Raw genomic sequence first — 16,760 nt, forward strand, 5'->3', positions numbered from 1 at the left:
ACACAATGTCAGCAGCTCGCGGTGACGGCATCACCTACTCTAACAAGAGCGGACGAATTAATGACTCAGGACACTAGGCCGCCGCCAGCAAACCGGCCAGGTCGTCGAGGTCGGGCAGCGTCTCGGGGGTGACGGTGACGCCGCTGCGCACGTAGTGAAACGCCGCGCGCACCGACTCGACGGGGCATCCGTGCAGTGCCGCCCACGCCACCCGGTACACCGCGAGCTGAATCGCGTTGTGGGTCAGAGCTTCTGGGGTGTTCGGCGGCTCCCCTGTCTTCCAGTCCACCACGGTGGCGCCGCCGTCGTCGTCGGCGAACACGGCATCGATGCGTCCCCGGACCACCCGGTCGCCGATCACCATGTCGAACGGCACCTCGACGTCGACCGGGGTCCGCGCCGCCCACGGCGACACCGCGAAGGCCGCCTGCAACTCGGCGAGTTCCTCGGCCACGGCGGCGTCGTGATCGACCGCACCCGGCAGGTCGTCGAGGTCGAACAACCGCTCAGCGTGGTAGAAGCGCTGCACCCAATCGTGAAACGCCGTGCCCAGCAACGCATGTGGATCCGGACGTGTCGGCAGTTTGCGGCGTAGCCGCTGCGAGGCGGCCTCGGGGTCCTTACCGAGCTCGACCAGCGTGCTCACCGAGACCTGTAGCGGTAGCGTCGAGGGCGGCCGTTCGACGACCCGGGTGCGTTCGGCGATGAGCGCGTCGACGTCGGCCGCCCACCCCTCTCCCGAGTCGATGGGTCGGTCGTCATGAGCCCCTGACATCGCCTCGGCCACAAGAGTCGCCCCGCGAGCCACATCGCTGCGGGCGGAACCCGCCGGATCGGCGGGCCAGACAGCTTCGATCACCCTGTCTCGCAATGGGTTCGGCTCACCGTCGGCCGGTGCGGGCGCCCAATGCTCGACGACACCGCAAGGCTCGCCCGCCTCGGCGGATTTGTCGATGATCTCTTTGAGCTCACACAGGAAATCCGACGGGCCGCGCGCCTTGCTCTCGGACGCTCCCCAATGGTGTCCGGACAACAGCAGGGTGTCCTCGGCGCGGGTGAGCGCCACGTAGAGCAAGCGGCGTTCCTCGTCGATGCGGCGCTGCTCGAGGTTCCTCTTGTGTTCGGCGATCACGTCGGAGAGCCGCTTGCGGTCGTTGACGTCGCTGGTGTCGAGTACCGGGACGCCGTGCTCGGACAGTGTGGCCCGGTCGCCGCGCAACAGTGGAGGCAGGTCCCCCGCGTCGGTCAGCCAGGTGCGGGCGGTGCCGGTCGAGGGAAACACGCGGCCGCTGAGGTGCGGAACGGCGACGACCTGCCATTCGAGGCCCTTCGCCGCGTGGATGGTCAGGATCTGAACCCGGTCGGCCGCCACGGCGGTTCCCCCTTCGCTTCGCGGGGGAGGTGCCCCTGCGGCGCGCGGCAGGCCGTTCTCCACCTCCTCGGCGGCGTCGAGGTAGGCCAGCAGGCCGGTGACAGTACCGCCCGGGCGGCCGGCGACACTGCCGCCCGGGCGGGCGGCGAAGTCCGCCACCACATCGGCGAACGCGTCGAGATGTTCGGTGCCCGACCAGCCGGCCGAGACGGGGCGGCGCGCGCGTACCTCGGTGTCGATGTTCAGCACCCGGCGCACCTCGGCGACGAGTTCGGGAAGCGGGTGCGACAAATGCGCCCGCAACGCGGTCAACTCGCGGCCCAGCGCGACGATCCGTGCGTATCCCGTCGGCGAATATGCCTCGGGCACACCGGGATCGGTGACCGCTTCGGCGAGGCAAGCGGTGTCCGCGTCGGGGGCCGCCTGGGCGGCGATGCGATCGGCGGCCTCGTCGGGGGCGTCGCTTCGCCCGGTGTCGTCGAGTTGCACCGCGCGCCGCCACAGGGCGGTGATGTCGCGGCCGCTCAATCGCCAGCGTGGGCCGGTGAGCACCCGCATGGCCGCGCTGCCCGCGGTCGGATCGGCCATCATCCGCAACATCGCCACCACATCAGCGACCTCCGGCACACCGAGAAGGCCGCCGAGCCCGACGACTTCGACCGGCACGCCGCGGGCCGTGAGCGCTTCGGCCATCGGCGCGGCGTCGGCGTTACGGCGCACCAGCACGGCCGTTGTCGGCGCCGACACGCCGTCCTCGCGCGACCGCTCATAGATGTCTGCGATGTGGCCGGCGAGCCACTCACGTTCGGCGGCAACGTCGTTCAACAGCGCACAACGGATGGTGCCCGCCGGGGCGCCCGGCCTGGGCAACAGTGAGCGCACCGCCACCGAACGACGCCGCGCCTGTGCCGACACCGCGTTGGCCAGATACAGCGCGCGGGGCGGATTGCGCCAGCTCGTGCGCAGCTCCAAGGCGGGCGCCGGCGTGCCGTCCGAACGGGGAAAGTCGGTGGTGAAGCGCGGCAGGTTGGTGGCCGACGCGCCGCGCCACCCGTAGATCGACTGAATGGGGTCGCCCACAGCGGTCAGCGCGAGGTTGTCGTCGGCCCCACCACCGAACAACGACGACAAGGCGACCCGCTGCGCATGCCCGGTGTCCTGGTACTCGTCGAGCAACACCACCCGGTACCGTCGACGCAGTTGCTCACCGACATGCGGGAAGTTCTCGGCCAGCTTGGCGGCCGACGCCATCTGCATGCCGAAGTCCATGACCTTCTCGGCCCGCATCCGCTCGTGCAACGCATCGATCAGCGGGACCAACTCCGTGCGCTCGGTTTGGATCGCCAGCAGCCGCAGCAGCCACTGGCTGGGACCCCGGTCCCGCTGGTACGGACCGGCGGGCAGCGTGTGCACCAGCCGCTCCAGCTCGACGTGTGTGTCGCGCAACTGGTCGGTGTCGACGAGGTGCTCGGCGAGCTGGCCCGCCAGCCGCAGCACCATCCACGTCACCGCTGCCGGTGTCTTCTCGGTGTGCAGTTGCGGATGCTCGCACACGACGCGGAAGGCCAACTGCCACAGCTCGGTCTCGCTCAGCAGCCGGGTCTCCGGCTCCACCGGCAGCAGCAGCCCGTGCTCGCGCAACAGGTTGCCGGCGAATGCGTGATAGGTGCTGACGGTCGGTGACTCGTCGGTGATGGCGTCGCCGTCATGGGGGAATCTCCCGCTCGCGGGTGACAGACCGGCACCGGCGAGGCGGGCGAGCCGGGTGCGGACCCGGCGCAGCAGCTGCCCGGCGGCCTTGCGGGTGAAGGTCAGGCCGAGAACCTCACCGGGGTGGGCGAACCCGTTGGCGACCAGCCACACCACCCGCGCGGCCATCGTCTCGGTCTTGCCCGCGCCGGCGCCGGCGATGACCACGAGCGGCCCCGGAGGTGCCGCGATCACTGCGGCCTGCTCCTCGGTCGGCGCGAAAAGGCCGAGGGCCGCGGCGAGTTCGTGCGGACTGTAGCGCGGGGTCATGGCTGGCCTCCGGCCACGGCTTGGGCGGGACACATCGCCCGCACGGGGCAGTGGCCGCATCCGTCGTTGATCCGCGCGACGAACTCCGGGCCCTGGGTGGCCACCGCCGCCGCGCGCACGGTATCGCGCCACTCGCCGTGCTTCTGGGGCGTCAGGGCGTCCTGTGCACGCTCGGTTGGACCCGACGCGCAGGCCCTACCGAGGTAGACCAATCGACCACCACCCGGTGATTCCCCTTGTCCGAGCAGCCCTTCCGCGATGGCCAGTTGATACATCGCCAACTGGGCGTGGTTCTGCGCGTCGTCCTTGGTGACCGGGCTCTTGCCGGTCTTGAGGTCGACCACGACGAGTCGCCCCTCACTGTCGCGCTCGAGCCGATCGACACGTCCACGCACGCGGACGTCGGGGCCGCCGTCGGCCCCGTCGAACACGAGACCGTCGATTCCGATCTCGGTGTCCACCTCGGTGAGCTGGCCGCGCGTCTGCGCATGCCACTGCGCGAACGTCGCCAACATCGCGCGATGCCGGCCGAGTTCGTTGTCGGCATACCATCGCGACTCGAACGGCAGCTTGGGCCAGATCTTCTCGAGCTCGTCGACCATCTGGCTCTCGCTGCGTCCGGCGTCGGCGACGAGAGCGTGCACCAGCGAGCCGACCGCCGAGCGCACATCGCGACCGTCGGCACCGCCGTGGCGCTCCAGCAGCCACCGCAACGGACAGTCGGTGAGCGTCTGCAGAGTCGACGGCGAGAGCGTCACGGTGTGGCTGTCGCCGCTCCACAGCGGCTCCTCGCTGGACAGCGGAGTCATCGACTGCCACTGTGCCGGGTCGGCGCCTTGGACACCGGCCGCGGCCAGCCGTGCCAATAGCGTTGCCGCGCAAGCGCGTGCGGCGTCATCGACTCCGCCGTCGGGGGCGCACACCACGGCACGCAATCGGCCCACCAGTGCCGCGGGGGCCAGCATGCGTGGCGCGCTGACCGGCTCGGCGATGTCGGAGTCGCGACCGTCGGACCGGGCGCTCAACTCGTAGCAGAACGCCGAGGGAAGCAGCGACTCGTCACCGTCCCCCGCAAGCGGGCGGTGTCCCCCGTCACTGTCGACCGCCGTCACCAACAGGCGGCTGCGGGCACGGCCCATCGCGGCGATGAGCAACCGGCGTTCCTCGGCCAACAGCGGTGCCCGGGTCGACACGCTCTCCCTGCCTTCGGTGACACCGTCGAGCAGGTCGACGAGCTGCTGGGTGGCCAATACGCCGCCACGCGGAATGGTGTTGGGCCACAAGCCTTCCTGCACTCCTGCGATGACGACGAAATCCCACTCGCGGCCCATCGCGGCGTGGGCGCTGAGCACGGTGACCGCTTCGGCGTCGCCGCGCTCGGCACGGGCCGGCAACCCGAGGCCCGCGACATGATCGATCAGCCCGCGCAGGGTGGCGCCGGCGGTGCGGTTCACGTACTGCTCGGCGACGTCGAAGAGCGCGGTGACGGCGTCGAGGTCCCGGTCGGCCTGCCCGCCGGATACGCCGCCGCGTTCGCTGGCGGCCAGCCAGCGCCGTTGCAGCCCGGAGCGCTGCCAGGCCTGCCACAGTGTGTAGCGCGGATCGGCCCCCGTCTGGTCGCTGCGACGGGCGGCGGCCAACACCTTGCGTACCCGATCCAAGGGCCGACCCAGGCTTTCCGGCAACCCGTCGACCCGGTGTTCCAACGCCTCGACCAGCAGATCGCCGAAATCACGCGGCGGTTGTGACCCGTCGATCCGCCGCAGCGCGCGCCGAAGTTGACGCAGCGACACCGGATCGATACGGCCGATGGGTCCGGTCACCAAAGCCGAGGCCTGGTCGGCGTCGAGTCCTTGCGATGTTGCCGCCAGCACGGTGAGCAGGGTTTGCACGGCGGGCTGGTTGCCGAGGGGCGTCGCAGGCGATGGCGTGTCCACGGGGACTCCGGCCGCGGCCAGGGTGCGGGCCAGCGCCGCGCCGAGCCGGGGCACCGACCGCACGATGACCGCCATCTGGGACCACGGCACACCGTCGACGAGGTTCGCCCGCCGCAAAGCGTCGGTGATCATCGCCGCCTCCGCGTGCGGCGAGGCGGCGATGCGCACGGCCAGGGTGCCCGCGGGCCCGGGTGCTCCGGTCAGCACCCAGCCTTGTTCGACGCCGGGCAGCCGTCGCGCGACCTCGGTGATGGCCTCGGCGATCGCTGGTGCGCAGCGGTGCGACTCGGTCAGCACGATCGCCGGCTCATCGCCGCGCAGCAGTGCCGGGTCGGCCCCGCGGTAACCGAAGACCGCCTGGTTGGGATCACCTGCGAACACGGCGGTTTCGGCACCCTGAGCCAGTACCCGGACCAGCAGCGCGGCCTGCGGATCGAGCTGCTGTGCGTCGTCGACGAGGAGGAGTTTGACGCGACCGCGTTCGGAGGCCAGCAGCTCACCGTCGGTGGCCAACGCCTCCAGCGCCGCGCCCACCAGTTCGGCCGCCCCCAGTGCGGGGATCGTGGCTTGCGGTGCCGCCATTCCGACGGCCGAGCGCAACAGCATGATCTGCTCGTACGCCTGGGCGAACTGGCCGGCCGCCAGCCACTCCGTCCTACCCGAGCGCCGCCCGATGCGTTGCAAGTCAAGGGGATCGACACCGCGTTCGGCGCACCGGGCCAGCAGGTCTCGAAGCTCGTTGGCGAAGCCGACCGTACTCAACGCCGGCCGCAGATGGTGCGGCCACACTGTCGCCGCGCGGTCGCCGTCCTCGAGGTCGCCGGCGAGCAGTTCCCGGATGATCCCGTCCTGTTCGGCACTGGTGATCAACCGCGGCGGCGGATCGCCGTTGCGTTGGGCAGCCAAGCGCAGTACCGCGAACGCATACGAATGCACGGTGCGCACCAGCGGTTCGCGCACGACCGCGCGGGTGCCGGCCTGTAACAGCGTCGAGGTGATCCGGGCCCGCGCCTGCGCGCCGAGCCGGGCCGAACCGGTCAGCAGCAGAACGGATTCCGGATCCATGCCGGCGGCGATGTGCGCGACCGCGGTCTGGATCAGCAACGAGCTCTTACCGGTGCCGGGCCCTCCGATCACACGGAAAACGCCACGCGTGCCGGGGTCGGTGAGCGCGCTCGGCGTGAGATCGGTGTGCGGTGCGGACATGTGGGCATGACACCACGGGGGTCCGACAAGTGCCGTCACCCGAGGCTGGCAGCATCACAGTCGTGACCGAACTCCTGCACGTTCACCGCTACGGGCCTGCCAGGCCGGCACAGGTGCTGGCGATCCACGGCCTGACCGGGCACGGTCAGCGGTGGCAGACCCTGGCGACACGCCACCTGCCCGAGTACCCGATCGTCGCACCGGACCTCATCGGACACGGCCGCTCGTCGTGGTCGGCACCGTGGTCGATCGACTCGAACGTCGCGGCGCTGGCCGCGCTGATCGAAACTCCCGCGGTTGTCGTCGGCCACTCCTTCGGCGCTGCGGTGGCATTGAATCTGGCTGCCACCCGGCCCAACCTGGTGTCGCGGATCGTGCTGCTGGACCCGGCCGTCGGCCTGGACGGCGACTGGATGCGACAGATCGCCGACGACATGTTGGCCTCCCCCGATTACACCGACCGGGCCGAGGCGCGCGCCGAGAAATCGAACGGGTCGTGGGGTGAGGTCGACTCGGCCGAGCTGGACCGCGAGCTCGACGAGCACCTGATCGATCTGCCTTCCGGACGGGTCGGCTGGCGGATCAGTATCCCGGCGATGATGTCGTACTGGAGCGAGCTCGCCCGCCCGGTCACCCTGCCGCCCCCGGATACTCCCACGACGCTCGTGCGGGCCGCCCGCACGAAGCCGCCGTATGCCACCGACGAGATCGTCACGGCCCTCGCCAAGCATCTCGGAGCGAATTTCACACTGCTGGAATGGGATTGCAACCACATGGTCGCGCAGGCCAAACCCGCCGAGACGGCGGCGTTGCTCCGCAAGCAGCTCGAGTCCTGACCATGGCGCCGGTCACCGACGAGCAGGTCGAGGCCGTGCGCGCGTTGGTCGCCTCGATCCCGCCCGGTCGGGTGTCGACGTACGGCGACATCGCCGTTGCCGCAGGGCTTTCCAGCGCCCGCATCGTCGGCTGGATCATGCGCACCGATTCATCGGACCTGCCGTGGCATCGAGTCGTCACCGCGTCGGGGAAGCCGGCTGCGCACCTGGTGACGCGTCAACTGGAGCGGCTCCGCGCCGAATGCGTTCTCGCACACGACGGCCGGATCCGGCTCGCCGAAGTGCGACACCAGTTCTAAGCGAGCGTCGACGTCAGAGCACGAGCCGGACCAGCGCCGCCGTCCGCGCCAAGCCGGGGAACGCGGCCGCCGTCGACCGCGGGTGAAGGGCGTGCACCGCGATGCGAAACATCAACGCGCGCAACAACATCTGAGACCACTCAGGCAGCGGACTCCAGCGTTCGATGAGCCCGTCGTCGGCCTCGCCCCAGGACAGGGCGTCGACCACGGCGACACCGGCCGCCCACGACGCCGGCCGCCAGTACGGGATGATGTCGGTGATCCCGGGTGCGGCGGTACCCGCGAAAAGCACTGTGCCGTAGAGGTCGCCGTGTACCAGCTGACTCGGGTTCTTCGTCGGCTTACGCAGGGCGGCAAGCTGATTGAGCAACTCGATCGAGCGTTGCCCGTCGGCTGACCCGGGCGACACCTTGGCTCCCGGCGGCAACGAGTGCAGCGGCCGTTCCTCCCAGGCGGCGCGGTCGGCAGCGATGAACACGTCGACATCGGCCCACGGCGCCACCGGTGGCTGCGTCAGAAACCTCGGGCGTTCGAGTTTGGCCGTCGCCTCGTGCAATCGCACCGCGGCCGAGACCACCTCGTCGTGGCGGGGTTCGGGAGTTCCTGCGACGAAGGTGTCCGCGCGCCAGCCCGCGACCACATACCGCCCGTCGGTCGACCGCACCGGACGCGCCAGGCGCACCCCGTCGACGAACAACGTCTCACGGACCTTGGCCGACCAGGCGGCGCGGGCGTGGTCCGCGACCATCGACACCACCACCTCGCCGCAGCGCCAGCCGCCCTCCCAGCCCGGCCCGAGCAGAACGGGCGCAACACCGGTCAGGCCGAACGCGGCCAGCACATGATCGGGTGGCCGTTCGACAGTCACCACCTCAGCGTAAGCGGAGTTCCGGCAAACCAGCCGTTAGTACATGACCATGTCGGGTTCGAGTTGTTTACCCCAGGCGACGATGCCGCCCTGCACATGCATCGCGTCGGAGAACCCGGCCTTCTTCGCGATCGCCAACACCTCGGCAGAGCGCACACCGGTTTTGCAGTAGAACACCGGTGTCCGGTCGGTCGGCAACTTGGCCAGCGCCTCACCGGATTCGAAGGCTCCCTTGGGAATCAGCTCGGCGCCCTCAATGCGGTTGATGTCCCACTCGACCTGTTCGCGCACGTCGATCAGCGCCAGCGGCTTGCCGGAATCGAGCAGCTCCTTGAGTTCGCGAGGGGTGACGGTCGAGCCGGCCGCGGCTTCGGAGGCGGCGTCGGACACGACTCCGCAGAACTCCTCGTAGTCGATCAGCTCGGTGATCTTCGGGGTCGACGGGTCCTTGCGAATCTTGATCGTGCGGTAGGTCATGTCGAGTGCGTCGTAAACCATCAGGCGGCCCAGCAGCGTTTCGCCGATGCCGGTGATCAGCTTGATGGCCTCGGTGCCCATCACCGACGCCACCGACGCGCACAGGATGCCGAGCACCCCGCCCTCTGCGCACGACGGCACCATTCCGGGGGGTGGCGGCTCGGGATACAGGTCGCGGTAGTTCAGCCCCAGACCGTTGGGGGCGTCCTCCCAGAAGACCGAGATCTGGCCCTCGAACCGGTAGATCGACCCCCACACGTAGGGCTTGTGGGCCAGCACAGCGGCGTCGTTGACGAGGTAGCGCGTGGCGAAGTTGTCGGTGCCGTCCAGGATCAGGTCGTACTGCTCGAACAGTTCCACCGCGTTGTCGGGTTCGAGCCGGAACTGATGCAGCCGCACGTCGACCAGCGGGTTGATGTCGAGAATCGAATCACGCGCGCTCTCGGCCTTCGGTCGGCCGATGTCGGACTGGCCGTGGATGATCTGGCGCTGCAGGTTCGACTCGTCGACCACGTCGAACTCGACGATCCCGATGGTGCCGACCCCGGCGGCGGCGAGATACAACAGCGTCGGCGAACCCAGCCCGCCGGCGCCGATCACCAGGACCCGGGCGTTCTTCAGCCGCTTCTGCCCGTCCAGTCCGAGGTCGGGAATGATGAGGTGACGGCTGTAGCGCGCCACTTCCTCGCGGGTGAGTTCAGCCGCCGGTTCTACCAGCGGCGGCAACGGTGTCGACACCGTGTTTCTCCTTGATCCACCTGATTCAACGTCTATGACCATCACAGCAGTTACGACATTCAACAGCAACGAGCGGCCATCACTTCCCGCACGCTCGGTGGTCGGTCAGCGTGTACGAGCGACCGCTGTCGTACGTCCCGGCACGGCGTGTTGCCGCACAAACACGGCCGCTCGCGGAACTAGGGAAGGAACTCAGGCGATCGGGTATGGCCAGGGGTTGGGTTTGCAGGTGTGGTTGTCCGGATGGACCGAGTGCGGGTCGAAACGGGCCGCGTCGTTGTTGTTGGTCGAGAAGGTCTGCTGCATCATGACGGGCGCCAGTTGATCGTCGCCCCCGCACGGCTCGTGCCGTTGGTAACCGATCGCGTGGCCGACCTCATGGTTGATCAGGTACTGCCGATAGGAGCCGACGTCGCCCTGGAACGGCACCGCACCGCGCACCCAGCGGGCCTCGTTGATGAACACGCGCGGTTCCGCGCCGCGGTAGGCCGGGTTGTAGCACGACGCCTCGAGCGGAATGTCGTAGCCGCAGCCCTCCCGCACGGTCATCGGCGTGCTCAGCGACACCCGGAAGTCCGGTGCGATTCCTGACGTCGCGTCGATGCGGGTGAATCCGAACTGCGGATTGTGTGTCCAGCTCTTGGGGTTGGCCAGCGTCTCGGTGACCATGCGGGCGAATGCCTCGTCCCCGCCGAACGTCGTCGTGTCGATGCCGTCTTCGACCTCGACGGTGTAGGTGAACACCTTCGCGGTGCCCTGGCCGACCTGCGAGGTGGCCCCCGGCACGATGCGCCATGTCTTGGCGCCTGCCTCGGTGAACGGCCCTCCTTGGGGCAGGATTCCGGTCGGCAGGTTCGCGTCGAACTGTGTCAAACCCTTGGGCGGCGCACCGATGATCGCCGTGCTGGCCACCCCGATGGTCGGCGGTCCTTGAACCGGGCCCTCTGCTTGCTTGGGCGCCGAAGCGCTGGTGCCGGTGATGGTCTGGTAGACCACGACCGCGGTCAACACGACGAGGACGGGTAACGCGTAGGCCCGCCAGCCGTAGGTGGAGACGAAGCGACCGAGCCACGACTGCTTGCGGAAGGCGCGGTGCTCGTCGCGATTGGACCTCGCCCGTCCCGAGCTCTCCGCGAGGGGATCGCGCTGGGCGCGCAACGGCTCGCGCCATTCGTTGCGCAGCGCGGGCACGCGAACACCCCCGCCGTGTTCGGGACCCATCTGTCCTCCTCGCGTACGGGAGTCGTAGGTCACCGCAACAGGATGACACAGCCCGTCGTCCTCGTACTTCCGGCGCGCCACCGACCGCCCCATGCGCTGTGATCCGCGCCTCACCTGCATGCTTTGTCAACGGTAGTAAGGTCATTGCGATAACCAGTGCTCGATGACACCAGACGAAGGATGTGATGAGCGATCTCGCCAACACCGCCGCGAGGGGAGGCGCCCAGCCGGGCGGCGGAGTGTTGAACCGGCGCGGCGGCAGATTACCGCGCGACGAGCGCCGGGGGCAGCTACTGGTCGCTGCCAGCGAGGTTTTCGTCGATCGCGGTTACCATGCGGCGGGCATGGACGAGATCGCCGAACGCGCGGGAGTCAGCAAACCCGTTCTGTACCAACATTTCTCGTCCAAGTTGGAGCTTTACCTGGCGGTGCTGGCCAGGCATGTGGAGAACCTCGTCTCCGGTGTGCGTCAGGCGCTGCGGACCACCACCGACAACCGGCAGCGGTTACGCGCCGCGGTCCAGGCGTTCTTCGACTTCATCGAGCACGACGGTCAGGGTTACCGCTTGATCTTCGAGAACGACTATGTCAACGAACCGCAGGTCGCCGCGCAGGTGAAGGTGGCAACCGAGGCCTGCACCGACGCGGTTTTCGACTTGATCAGCCGCGATTCCGGGCTGGAAGCGCATCGGGCCCGAATGATCGCCGTCGGCCTGGTCGCCATCAGCGTCGACTCCGCGCGCTACTGGCTCAACAACGAGCGTCCGATCTCCAAGGACGACGCGGTCGAGGGCACCGTGCAGTTCGCCTGGGGCGGGCTGTCACACGTCCCGCTTACCCGGTCTTAGTCCCGATTCCGACGCCGAAGCCGACGCGCCGGACATCGGCCGCGCCGATCTCCACATACGCGATCTTTGACGTCTGCACGAGGAAGCGCCGGCCCTTCTCGTCGGTCAATGCCAGCACACCCGAATCCTTGGCCAGCGCCTCGGTGAACAACTGCTCCACCTCGCTTGGTGTCTGCGCGCTGTTGAAGCTCAGCTCGCGCGGGCTGTCCGTGACACCGATCTTGACCTCCACGCCGTGGGCCCCTTTCGTTTTACGAAGAACTTGAGCCAAGGCTAGTGGACGACCTGGCTGCCACACCGGGCCGGTGAGACCGCGCTCAGCGAAGCGCCGAGACCAACGGCGACCGAACCGAGTCCGGACCGTAACCAACACACCAGCCGGTGAACCTCATCTGTCACTTCTGCCTCGATAGCATCAGGCGCGACTACCTCTTCTACGCTCGAGACCAACCGGGAAAGCCCACATGAACAGGCCTTATACCGCGCACTCACCGTATTCGCTGGCCCCGACGGAGCGGATCCCCAGCTACGCCGGCTACGCCGACTATCCCGAGGCCCCAGCCGAGGACCTCGACTACGAGTACCCCGGTTCGCCGGAATTCGAGGACTACGACGACTACGAGCAGCAATACGACGAGGAGAGCATCGACCGGCGCTGGATGTGGGTCGCCGGCATCGCCGGGCTGATCCTGTTCATCGCGATCGGCACCACCGGCATCATCCTCGGCGGCGGCGACAGCGGTTCGGTGTCGGCCACCACGACATCCGAGGCACCCGCGCCGTCGAGCGCCCCGGCCACCACCGCGCCGCGCGCGTCGACGGCTGCGCCCGTCGCCCCCTCGCTGCCGCCGGAGACCGTCACGACGGTCACCCCGAGCGCCGAGACGACGCCACCGCCCGCGCCGAGTACGACCGCGCAGGCAGCCGTCCCTCCGGCCGCGCCGCCGGCACCGCGCACGGTCACCTACCGGGTGACGGGTAACCGTCAGCTGCTCGACCTGGTGACCGTGATCTATACCGACGGGCAGGGTGCGCTGCGCACTGATGTCAACGTCGCGTTGCCGTGGGTCAAGCAGGTGGTCCTCGATCCGGGCGTGGAGCTGAAGTCGGTCACCGCGACCAGCGTCGCCGGTCAGCTGAACTGCAGCATCCTCGATGCTTCGGGCACGCTGATCACCGCGCAGAACAACAACTCCATGATCGCGACCTGTACCCAGTAGGGGTCAGGCGACCGCGTCACGCGAGGCCCAGCTCCTCCATGCGCGAGGCGTGTGTGCGCTGCAGCCGGTCGAAGAACTCGGTCATCTGCGTAAGTCCTTCGCCACTGGCCATCACCAGGTCGACGAGCTCGTCGTGATCGGCCAGCACGAACTGGGCCTGGGTGATGGCCTCGCCGAGAAGCCGCCGCGACCACAGGGCGAGCCGGTGGCGCTGCTTGTCGCTGGCGGTCACCGCAGCGCGCACCTCTGCCACCACGAATTGGGAGTGGCCGGTCTCGGACAGCACCGCACGCACCACATCGGCGACCTCGTCGGGCAGGGCGTGGGCGATCTCGAGGTAGAAGTCGGCCGCCAGGGCATCGCCGACAAACGTCTTGACCAGTGCCTCGAGCCAGGTGCTCGGGGTGGTCAACCGGTGGTAATTCTCAAGGGCTGACGCGTATTTCGTCATCGCGGGCACGACGTCCACTCCGCGGCGCTCGAGCGCGTCGCGCAGCACCTCGTAGTGGTTCATCTCGGCGGCGGCCATGATCGCCATGTTGATGCGCCCGCGAAGGTTCGGCGCCATGCGCGCTTCGTCGGTGAGGCGGTAGAACGCCGCCACCTCGCCGTAGGCGAGCAGCGCGAACAGTTCGTTGACGCCGGGATGGTCGGCCGACACTCCTGACGTCGCCGAGTCGGTTCGCCCGGGTGCCGGAGGCGTCGTGTCCATGGGCCAACAATAAACGCCGACGACGGGTCGACCGTCGAGCGAACGCGGCCAGGTATGATGGCTGCGGGCGTGGTAGTTGCCAAGACGTTTTGTAAGCCGCCTCGACCCAAGAAATGTGCGTGCACGCAGTCGGCCCGCCTACCTCAGCGCAGGGCCTTGGTCTTCACAGGCCATCTCTTGTCGAACTCGTACGCGCGTGGAAGCCATGAGGACGACAATTGAAAGGCCTCGTTTTCGCGTATGACGCATCTCAACCCCACTTTTGCTGAACTGGGAGTCCGCGACGAAATAGTCCGCGCACTCGCCGAGGACGGCAAACAGCATCCATTCGCCATCCAAGAGCTGACCATGCCGATGGCACTGGCCGGCGATGACCTGATCGGCCAGGCCCGTACCGGTATGGGCAAGACGCTGGCGTTCGGTGTGCCGTTGCTCCAGCGGATCACCACCGACTCCGACCGTCCCTTGACGGGCGTTCCGCGGGCGCTGGTGGTCGTGCCCACCCGCGAACTGTGTCTGCAGGTGTACGGCGACCTGGCGACCGCCGCGAAGTACCTCACCGTCGGTGACCGCAAGCTGTCGGTCACGTCGATCTACGGTGGGCGGCCTTACGAAGGACAGATCGAGGCGCTCGAGAAGGGTGTCGACGTGGTCGTCGGCACGCCGGGGCGTCTGCTCGACCTCGCCCAGCAGGGGCACCTGAAGTTGGGCGGGTTGTCGGTCCTGGTGCTCGATGAGGCCGACGAGATGCTCGACCTGGGCTTTTTGCCGGATATCGAGCGGATTCTGCGCCAGATCCCCGACAGCAGGCAGTCGATGCTGTTCTCGGCGACCATGCCGGACCCGATCATCACGTTGGCCAGGACGTTCATGAACCAGCCGACCCACATCCGGGCCGAGGCCCCGCATTCGGCGGCCACCCACGACACCACCGAGCAGTTCGCTTACCGCGCCCATGCGCTGGACAAGGTGGAAATGGTCGCCCGCATCCTGCAGGCCGAGGGTCGCGGCGCGACGATGATCTTCACCCGCACCAAGCGCACCGCACAGAAGGTCTCCGACGAACTCGCCGAGCGGGGGTTCAAGGTCGGCGCCGTGCACGGTGACCTCGGGCAGGGCGCGCGCGAGAAGGCCCTCAAGGCGTTCCGCACCGGCGAGATCGACGTGCTGGTGGCCACCGACGTCGCCGCACGCGGCATCGACATCGACGACGTCACCCACGTCATCAACTACCAGATCCCCGAGGACGAGCAGGCCTACGTGCACCGTATCGGGCGCACCGGGCGCGCCGGCAAGACCGGCGTCGCGGTGACCCTCGTCGACTGGGACGAGCTGGCGCGCTGGACGATGATCGACAAAGCGCTGAACCTCGGCTGCCCCGATCCCGCCGAGACGTATTCCAGCTCACCGCACCTCTACAGCGAGCTCGGCATCCCCACCGATTCCACCGGCACCGTCGGCGAGCCTGTGAAGGTCCAGAGCAGCAGGCGGGCATCGGCTGAGAAGTCGGAGGACCGCTCGCGCAGCCGCAACCGCACGCGTCGCCGCACACGCGGTGGCAAGCCGGTCACCGGGCATCTTGAGGCGTCCACGACGTCGTCGGATCAGGATTCCGCCGGCACGAGTGAGGGGGCCGGCGACACGGCTCCGGCCAAGCGCAGGCGCCGCCGTCGACCCCGCAAGGCCGCGGCCTGCACAGGCTAGCCCGGCGCCCGAAACGCGATGGTCAAACCCGAACGCCGCACTCGCACCGATGTGCTGGTGGCGTTGGCGATTGGTGTCGTGGTCGCGGTGACGGCGGGGCTGGTGTGGTGGACCAGCGATGCGCGCGCGACGATCAGCACGCCCGCCGCCGCCCCGGTTCCGGACCTGACCCCCGCCAAGGCGGTTCCGCAGTCGCTGCGGCAGGTGTGGACCGCACCCAGCGGGCGCACCACGTCGCCGCTGGTCGTCGGCGGCGCAGTGGTGACCGGCGACGGCCGGACCGTAACGGGCCGCGATCCCGCGACCGGGGCCGCGCTGTGGAGTTATCAGCGCGACCTCGAGCTGTGCGGGGTCAGTTACGTCTACCAGTACGCGGTCGCGGTCTATCCCGACACCCGCGGATGTGGTCAAGTCAGCACCATCGACGCCGAGACCGGCATGCGCGGTTCGGCGCGCTCGTCCTACGCCGACGCGTCGGTGACGCTGTCATCGGACGGCACCGCGGTGCTCTCGGCGGGCGAGAACCGGCTGGAGTTGTGGCGTTCCGACATGGTCCGGATGCTCAGCTACGGCGCCCTGGACGCGCGGATCAAGCCGGATGTCCCCACGCTGCCGCTGTGCCGGTTGGTGTCCGCGCAGGCGAGTTCGAGCGCGGTGTCGGTGCTCGAGGCCTGCCCGCGGCAGCGCGATCTGCGGCTGACGCTGCTGCGGCCCTCCGACGAGGAGGACACCCCGGAACTGAGGTACGTCCAGCAACCGGGCGTGGCGGCCAATTCGGGTGCGCGGGTGGTGGCCGTGGCCGACACGATGACCGCGGTCTACGTGCCAACGCCCAAGCCGGTGGTCAACATCGTCGACGAGACGGGCGCGACGATCGCAAGCACCGGGGTGGCCGGGCCGCCGTCGCCGCAGGCCACGATGTCGCGAACGGGCGATTTGATCACCTGGTGGACCGGCGACAGCGTAATGGTGTTCTCCGCAAGGGGGTTCGACTACCGCTACACCGTCACGCCCGAGGGCCGGAACAAGCCGCTGGGGCCGGGGGTGATCATGGCGGGGCGGTTGCTGGTCCCCGTCACGGAGGGCTACGACGTGTTTGACCCCGCGACCGGCCAGGGCGAACGCCACATCCCGCTGACACGACCGACCAGCTCGGCGCCGGTGGTGCCCGCGGTGGCGGGCTCGACGGTGCTCGAACAGCGGGGCGACGAGCTGGTGGCGCTCGGCTAGTGTCCTGAGTCATTAATTCGTCCGCTCTTGTTAGAGTAGGTGATGCCGTCACCGCGAGCTGCTGACATTGTGT

General features: G+C 68.7%; 13 protein-coding genes. 6 read left to right on the top strand and 7 right to left on the bottom strand.

Translation table 11 applies throughout. The features are described from left to right. Window positions 1-73 precede the first annotated feature (73 nt). Together AU193_RS15800 and AU193_RS15805 are read right to left on the bottom strand one after the other, a co-directional pair. The gene (locus tag AU193_RS15800) at window positions 74-3,391 is read right to left on the bottom strand and encodes an ATP-dependent DNA helicase (protein ID WP_064423322.1); all 3,318 of its coding nucleotides are present in this window, start codon (window positions 3,389-3,391) and stop codon (window positions 74-76) included. Next, window positions 3,388-6,534 (bottom strand): ATP-dependent DNA helicase, encoded by a 3,147-nt coding sequence (locus AU193_RS15805; RefSeq protein WP_064423323.1) that lies wholly within the window; start codon window positions 6,532-6,534, stop codon window positions 3,388-3,390. Before AU193_RS15805 ends, AU193_RS15800 begins: the two co-directional genes overlap by 4 nt. A 62-nt stretch (window positions 6,535-6,596) precedes the next feature. Between AU193_RS15805 and AU193_RS15810 the strand changes: the two genes are divergently transcribed. Both AU193_RS15810 and AU193_RS15815 read left to right on the top strand, forming a co-directional pair. Continuing rightward, the gene (locus AU193_RS15810) at window positions 6,597-7,370 is read left to right on the top strand and encodes an alpha/beta fold hydrolase (RefSeq protein WP_064423332.1); all 774 of its coding nucleotides are present in this window, start codon (window positions 6,597-6,599) and stop codon (window positions 7,368-7,370) included. Between the two features lie 2 nt (window positions 7,371-7,372). After that, a complete protein-coding gene (locus AU193_RS15815) occupies window positions 7,373-7,669 on the top strand; it encodes an MGMT family protein (RefSeq protein ID WP_064423324.1) in 297 nt (98 codons plus the stop codon). Between the two features lie 13 nt (window positions 7,670-7,682). On the opposite strand, the gene AU193_RS15820 is transcribed toward AU193_RS15815, so the two are convergent. From AU193_RS15820 to AU193_RS15830, 3 genes are all read right to left on the bottom strand, one after another. Then, window positions 7,683-8,537, bottom strand: coding sequence for a TIGR02569 family protein (locus AU193_RS15820; RefSeq protein ID WP_064423333.1), 855 nt, complete (start codon window positions 8,535-8,537; stop codon window positions 7,683-7,685). Between the two features lie 36 nt (window positions 8,538-8,573). Further along, window positions 8,574-9,752: an adenylyltransferase/sulfurtransferase MoeZ gene (gene moeZ, locus AU193_RS15825; RefSeq protein WP_064423325.1), complete on the bottom strand. Its 1,179-nt coding sequence runs from the start codon at window positions 9,750-9,752 to the stop codon at window positions 8,574-8,576. A 192-nt stretch (window positions 9,753-9,944) separates the two neighbouring features. Continuing rightward, window positions 9,945-10,973: a DUF3152 domain-containing protein gene (locus AU193_RS15830; protein ID WP_064423334.1), complete on the bottom strand. Its 1,029-nt coding sequence runs from the start codon at window positions 10,971-10,973 to the stop codon at window positions 9,945-9,947. A 185-nt stretch (window positions 10,974-11,158) separates the two neighbouring features. On the opposite strand from AU193_RS15830, the gene AU193_RS15835 reads away from it, so the two are divergent. Continuing rightward, window positions 11,159-11,821, top strand: coding sequence for a TetR/AcrR family transcriptional regulator (locus tag AU193_RS15835; protein WP_064423326.1), 663 nt, complete (start codon window positions 11,159-11,161; stop codon window positions 11,819-11,821). Here the strand turns inward: AU193_RS15835 and AU193_RS15840 are convergent. Next, window positions 11,808-12,053, bottom strand: a complete 246-nt coding sequence (locus AU193_RS15840; protein ID WP_064423327.1) for a DUF3107 domain-containing protein — start codon at window positions 12,051-12,053, stop codon at window positions 11,808-11,810. The genes AU193_RS15835 and AU193_RS15840 overlap by 14 nt on opposite strands. 232 nt (window positions 12,054-12,285) lie before the next feature. Between AU193_RS15840 and AU193_RS15845 the strand changes: the two genes are divergently transcribed. Beyond that, window positions 12,286-13,041 carry a hypothetical protein gene (locus tag AU193_RS15845; protein WP_064423328.1) on the top strand — a complete coding sequence of 252 codons (756 nt, stop codon included), beginning with the start codon at window positions 12,286-12,288 and terminating at the stop codon, window positions 13,039-13,041. Between the two features lie 16 nt (window positions 13,042-13,057). On the opposite strand, the gene AU193_RS15850 is transcribed toward AU193_RS15845, so the two are convergent. Beyond that, window positions 13,058-13,753, bottom strand: coding sequence for a ferritin-like fold-containing protein (locus AU193_RS15850; RefSeq protein WP_064423329.1), 696 nt, complete (start codon window positions 13,751-13,753; stop codon window positions 13,058-13,060). Between the two features lie 240 nt (window positions 13,754-13,993). Between AU193_RS15850 and AU193_RS15855 the strand changes: the two genes are divergently transcribed. Further along, window positions 13,994-15,457: a DEAD/DEAH box helicase gene (locus AU193_RS15855; protein ID WP_064423330.1), complete on the top strand. Its 1,464-nt coding sequence runs from the start codon at window positions 13,994-13,996 to the stop codon at window positions 15,455-15,457. 18 nt (window positions 15,458-15,475) lie between these two features. Next, the gene (locus AU193_RS15860) at window positions 15,476-16,687 is read left to right on the top strand and encodes a hypothetical protein (RefSeq protein WP_064423331.1); all 1,212 of its coding nucleotides are present in this window, start codon (window positions 15,476-15,478) and stop codon (window positions 16,685-16,687) included. The last annotated feature ends 73 nt before the right edge of the window (window positions 16,688-16,760 follow it).

Source organism: Mycobacterium sp. GA-1285 (assembly GCF_001499905.1).
Taxonomy (GTDB): domain Bacteria; phylum Actinomycetota; class Actinomycetes; order Mycobacteriales; family Mycobacteriaceae; genus Mycobacterium.

Excerpts from the sequence above, each read along its gene's own strand:
- AU193_RS15860 (WP_064423331.1), top strand. The coding sequence starts at position 15,476 with ATGGTCAAACCCGAACGCCGCACTCGCACCGATGTGCTGGTGGCGTTG.
- AU193_RS15855 (WP_064423330.1), top strand. The coding sequence starts at position 13,994 with ATGACGCATCTCAACCCCACTTTTGCTGAACTGGGAGTCCGCGACGAA.
- AU193_RS15835 (WP_064423326.1), top strand. The coding sequence starts at position 11,159 with ATGAGCGATCTCGCCAACACCGCCGCGAGGGGAGGCGCCCAGCCGGGC.
- AU193_RS15830 (WP_064423334.1), bottom strand. The coding sequence starts at position 10,973 with ATGGGTCCCGAACACGGCGGGGGTGTTCGCGTGCCCGCGCTGCGCAAC.
- AU193_RS15800 (WP_064423322.1), bottom strand. The coding sequence starts at position 3,391 with ATGACCCCGCGCTACAGTCCGCACGAACTCGCCGCGGCCCTCGGCCTT.
- AU193_RS15815 (WP_064423324.1), top strand. The coding sequence starts at position 7,373 with ATGGCGCCGGTCACCGACGAGCAGGTCGAGGCCGTGCGCGCGTTGGTC.
- AU193_RS15805 (WP_064423323.1), bottom strand. The coding sequence starts at position 6,534 with ATGTCCGCACCGCACACCGATCTCACGCCGAGCGCGCTCACCGACCCC.
- AU193_RS15850 (WP_064423329.1), bottom strand. The coding sequence starts at position 13,753 with ATGGACACGACGCCTCCGGCACCCGGGCGAACCGACTCGGCGACGTCA.
- AU193_RS15845 (WP_064423328.1), top strand. The coding sequence starts at position 12,286 with ATGAACAGGCCTTATACCGCGCACTCACCGTATTCGCTGGCCCCGACG.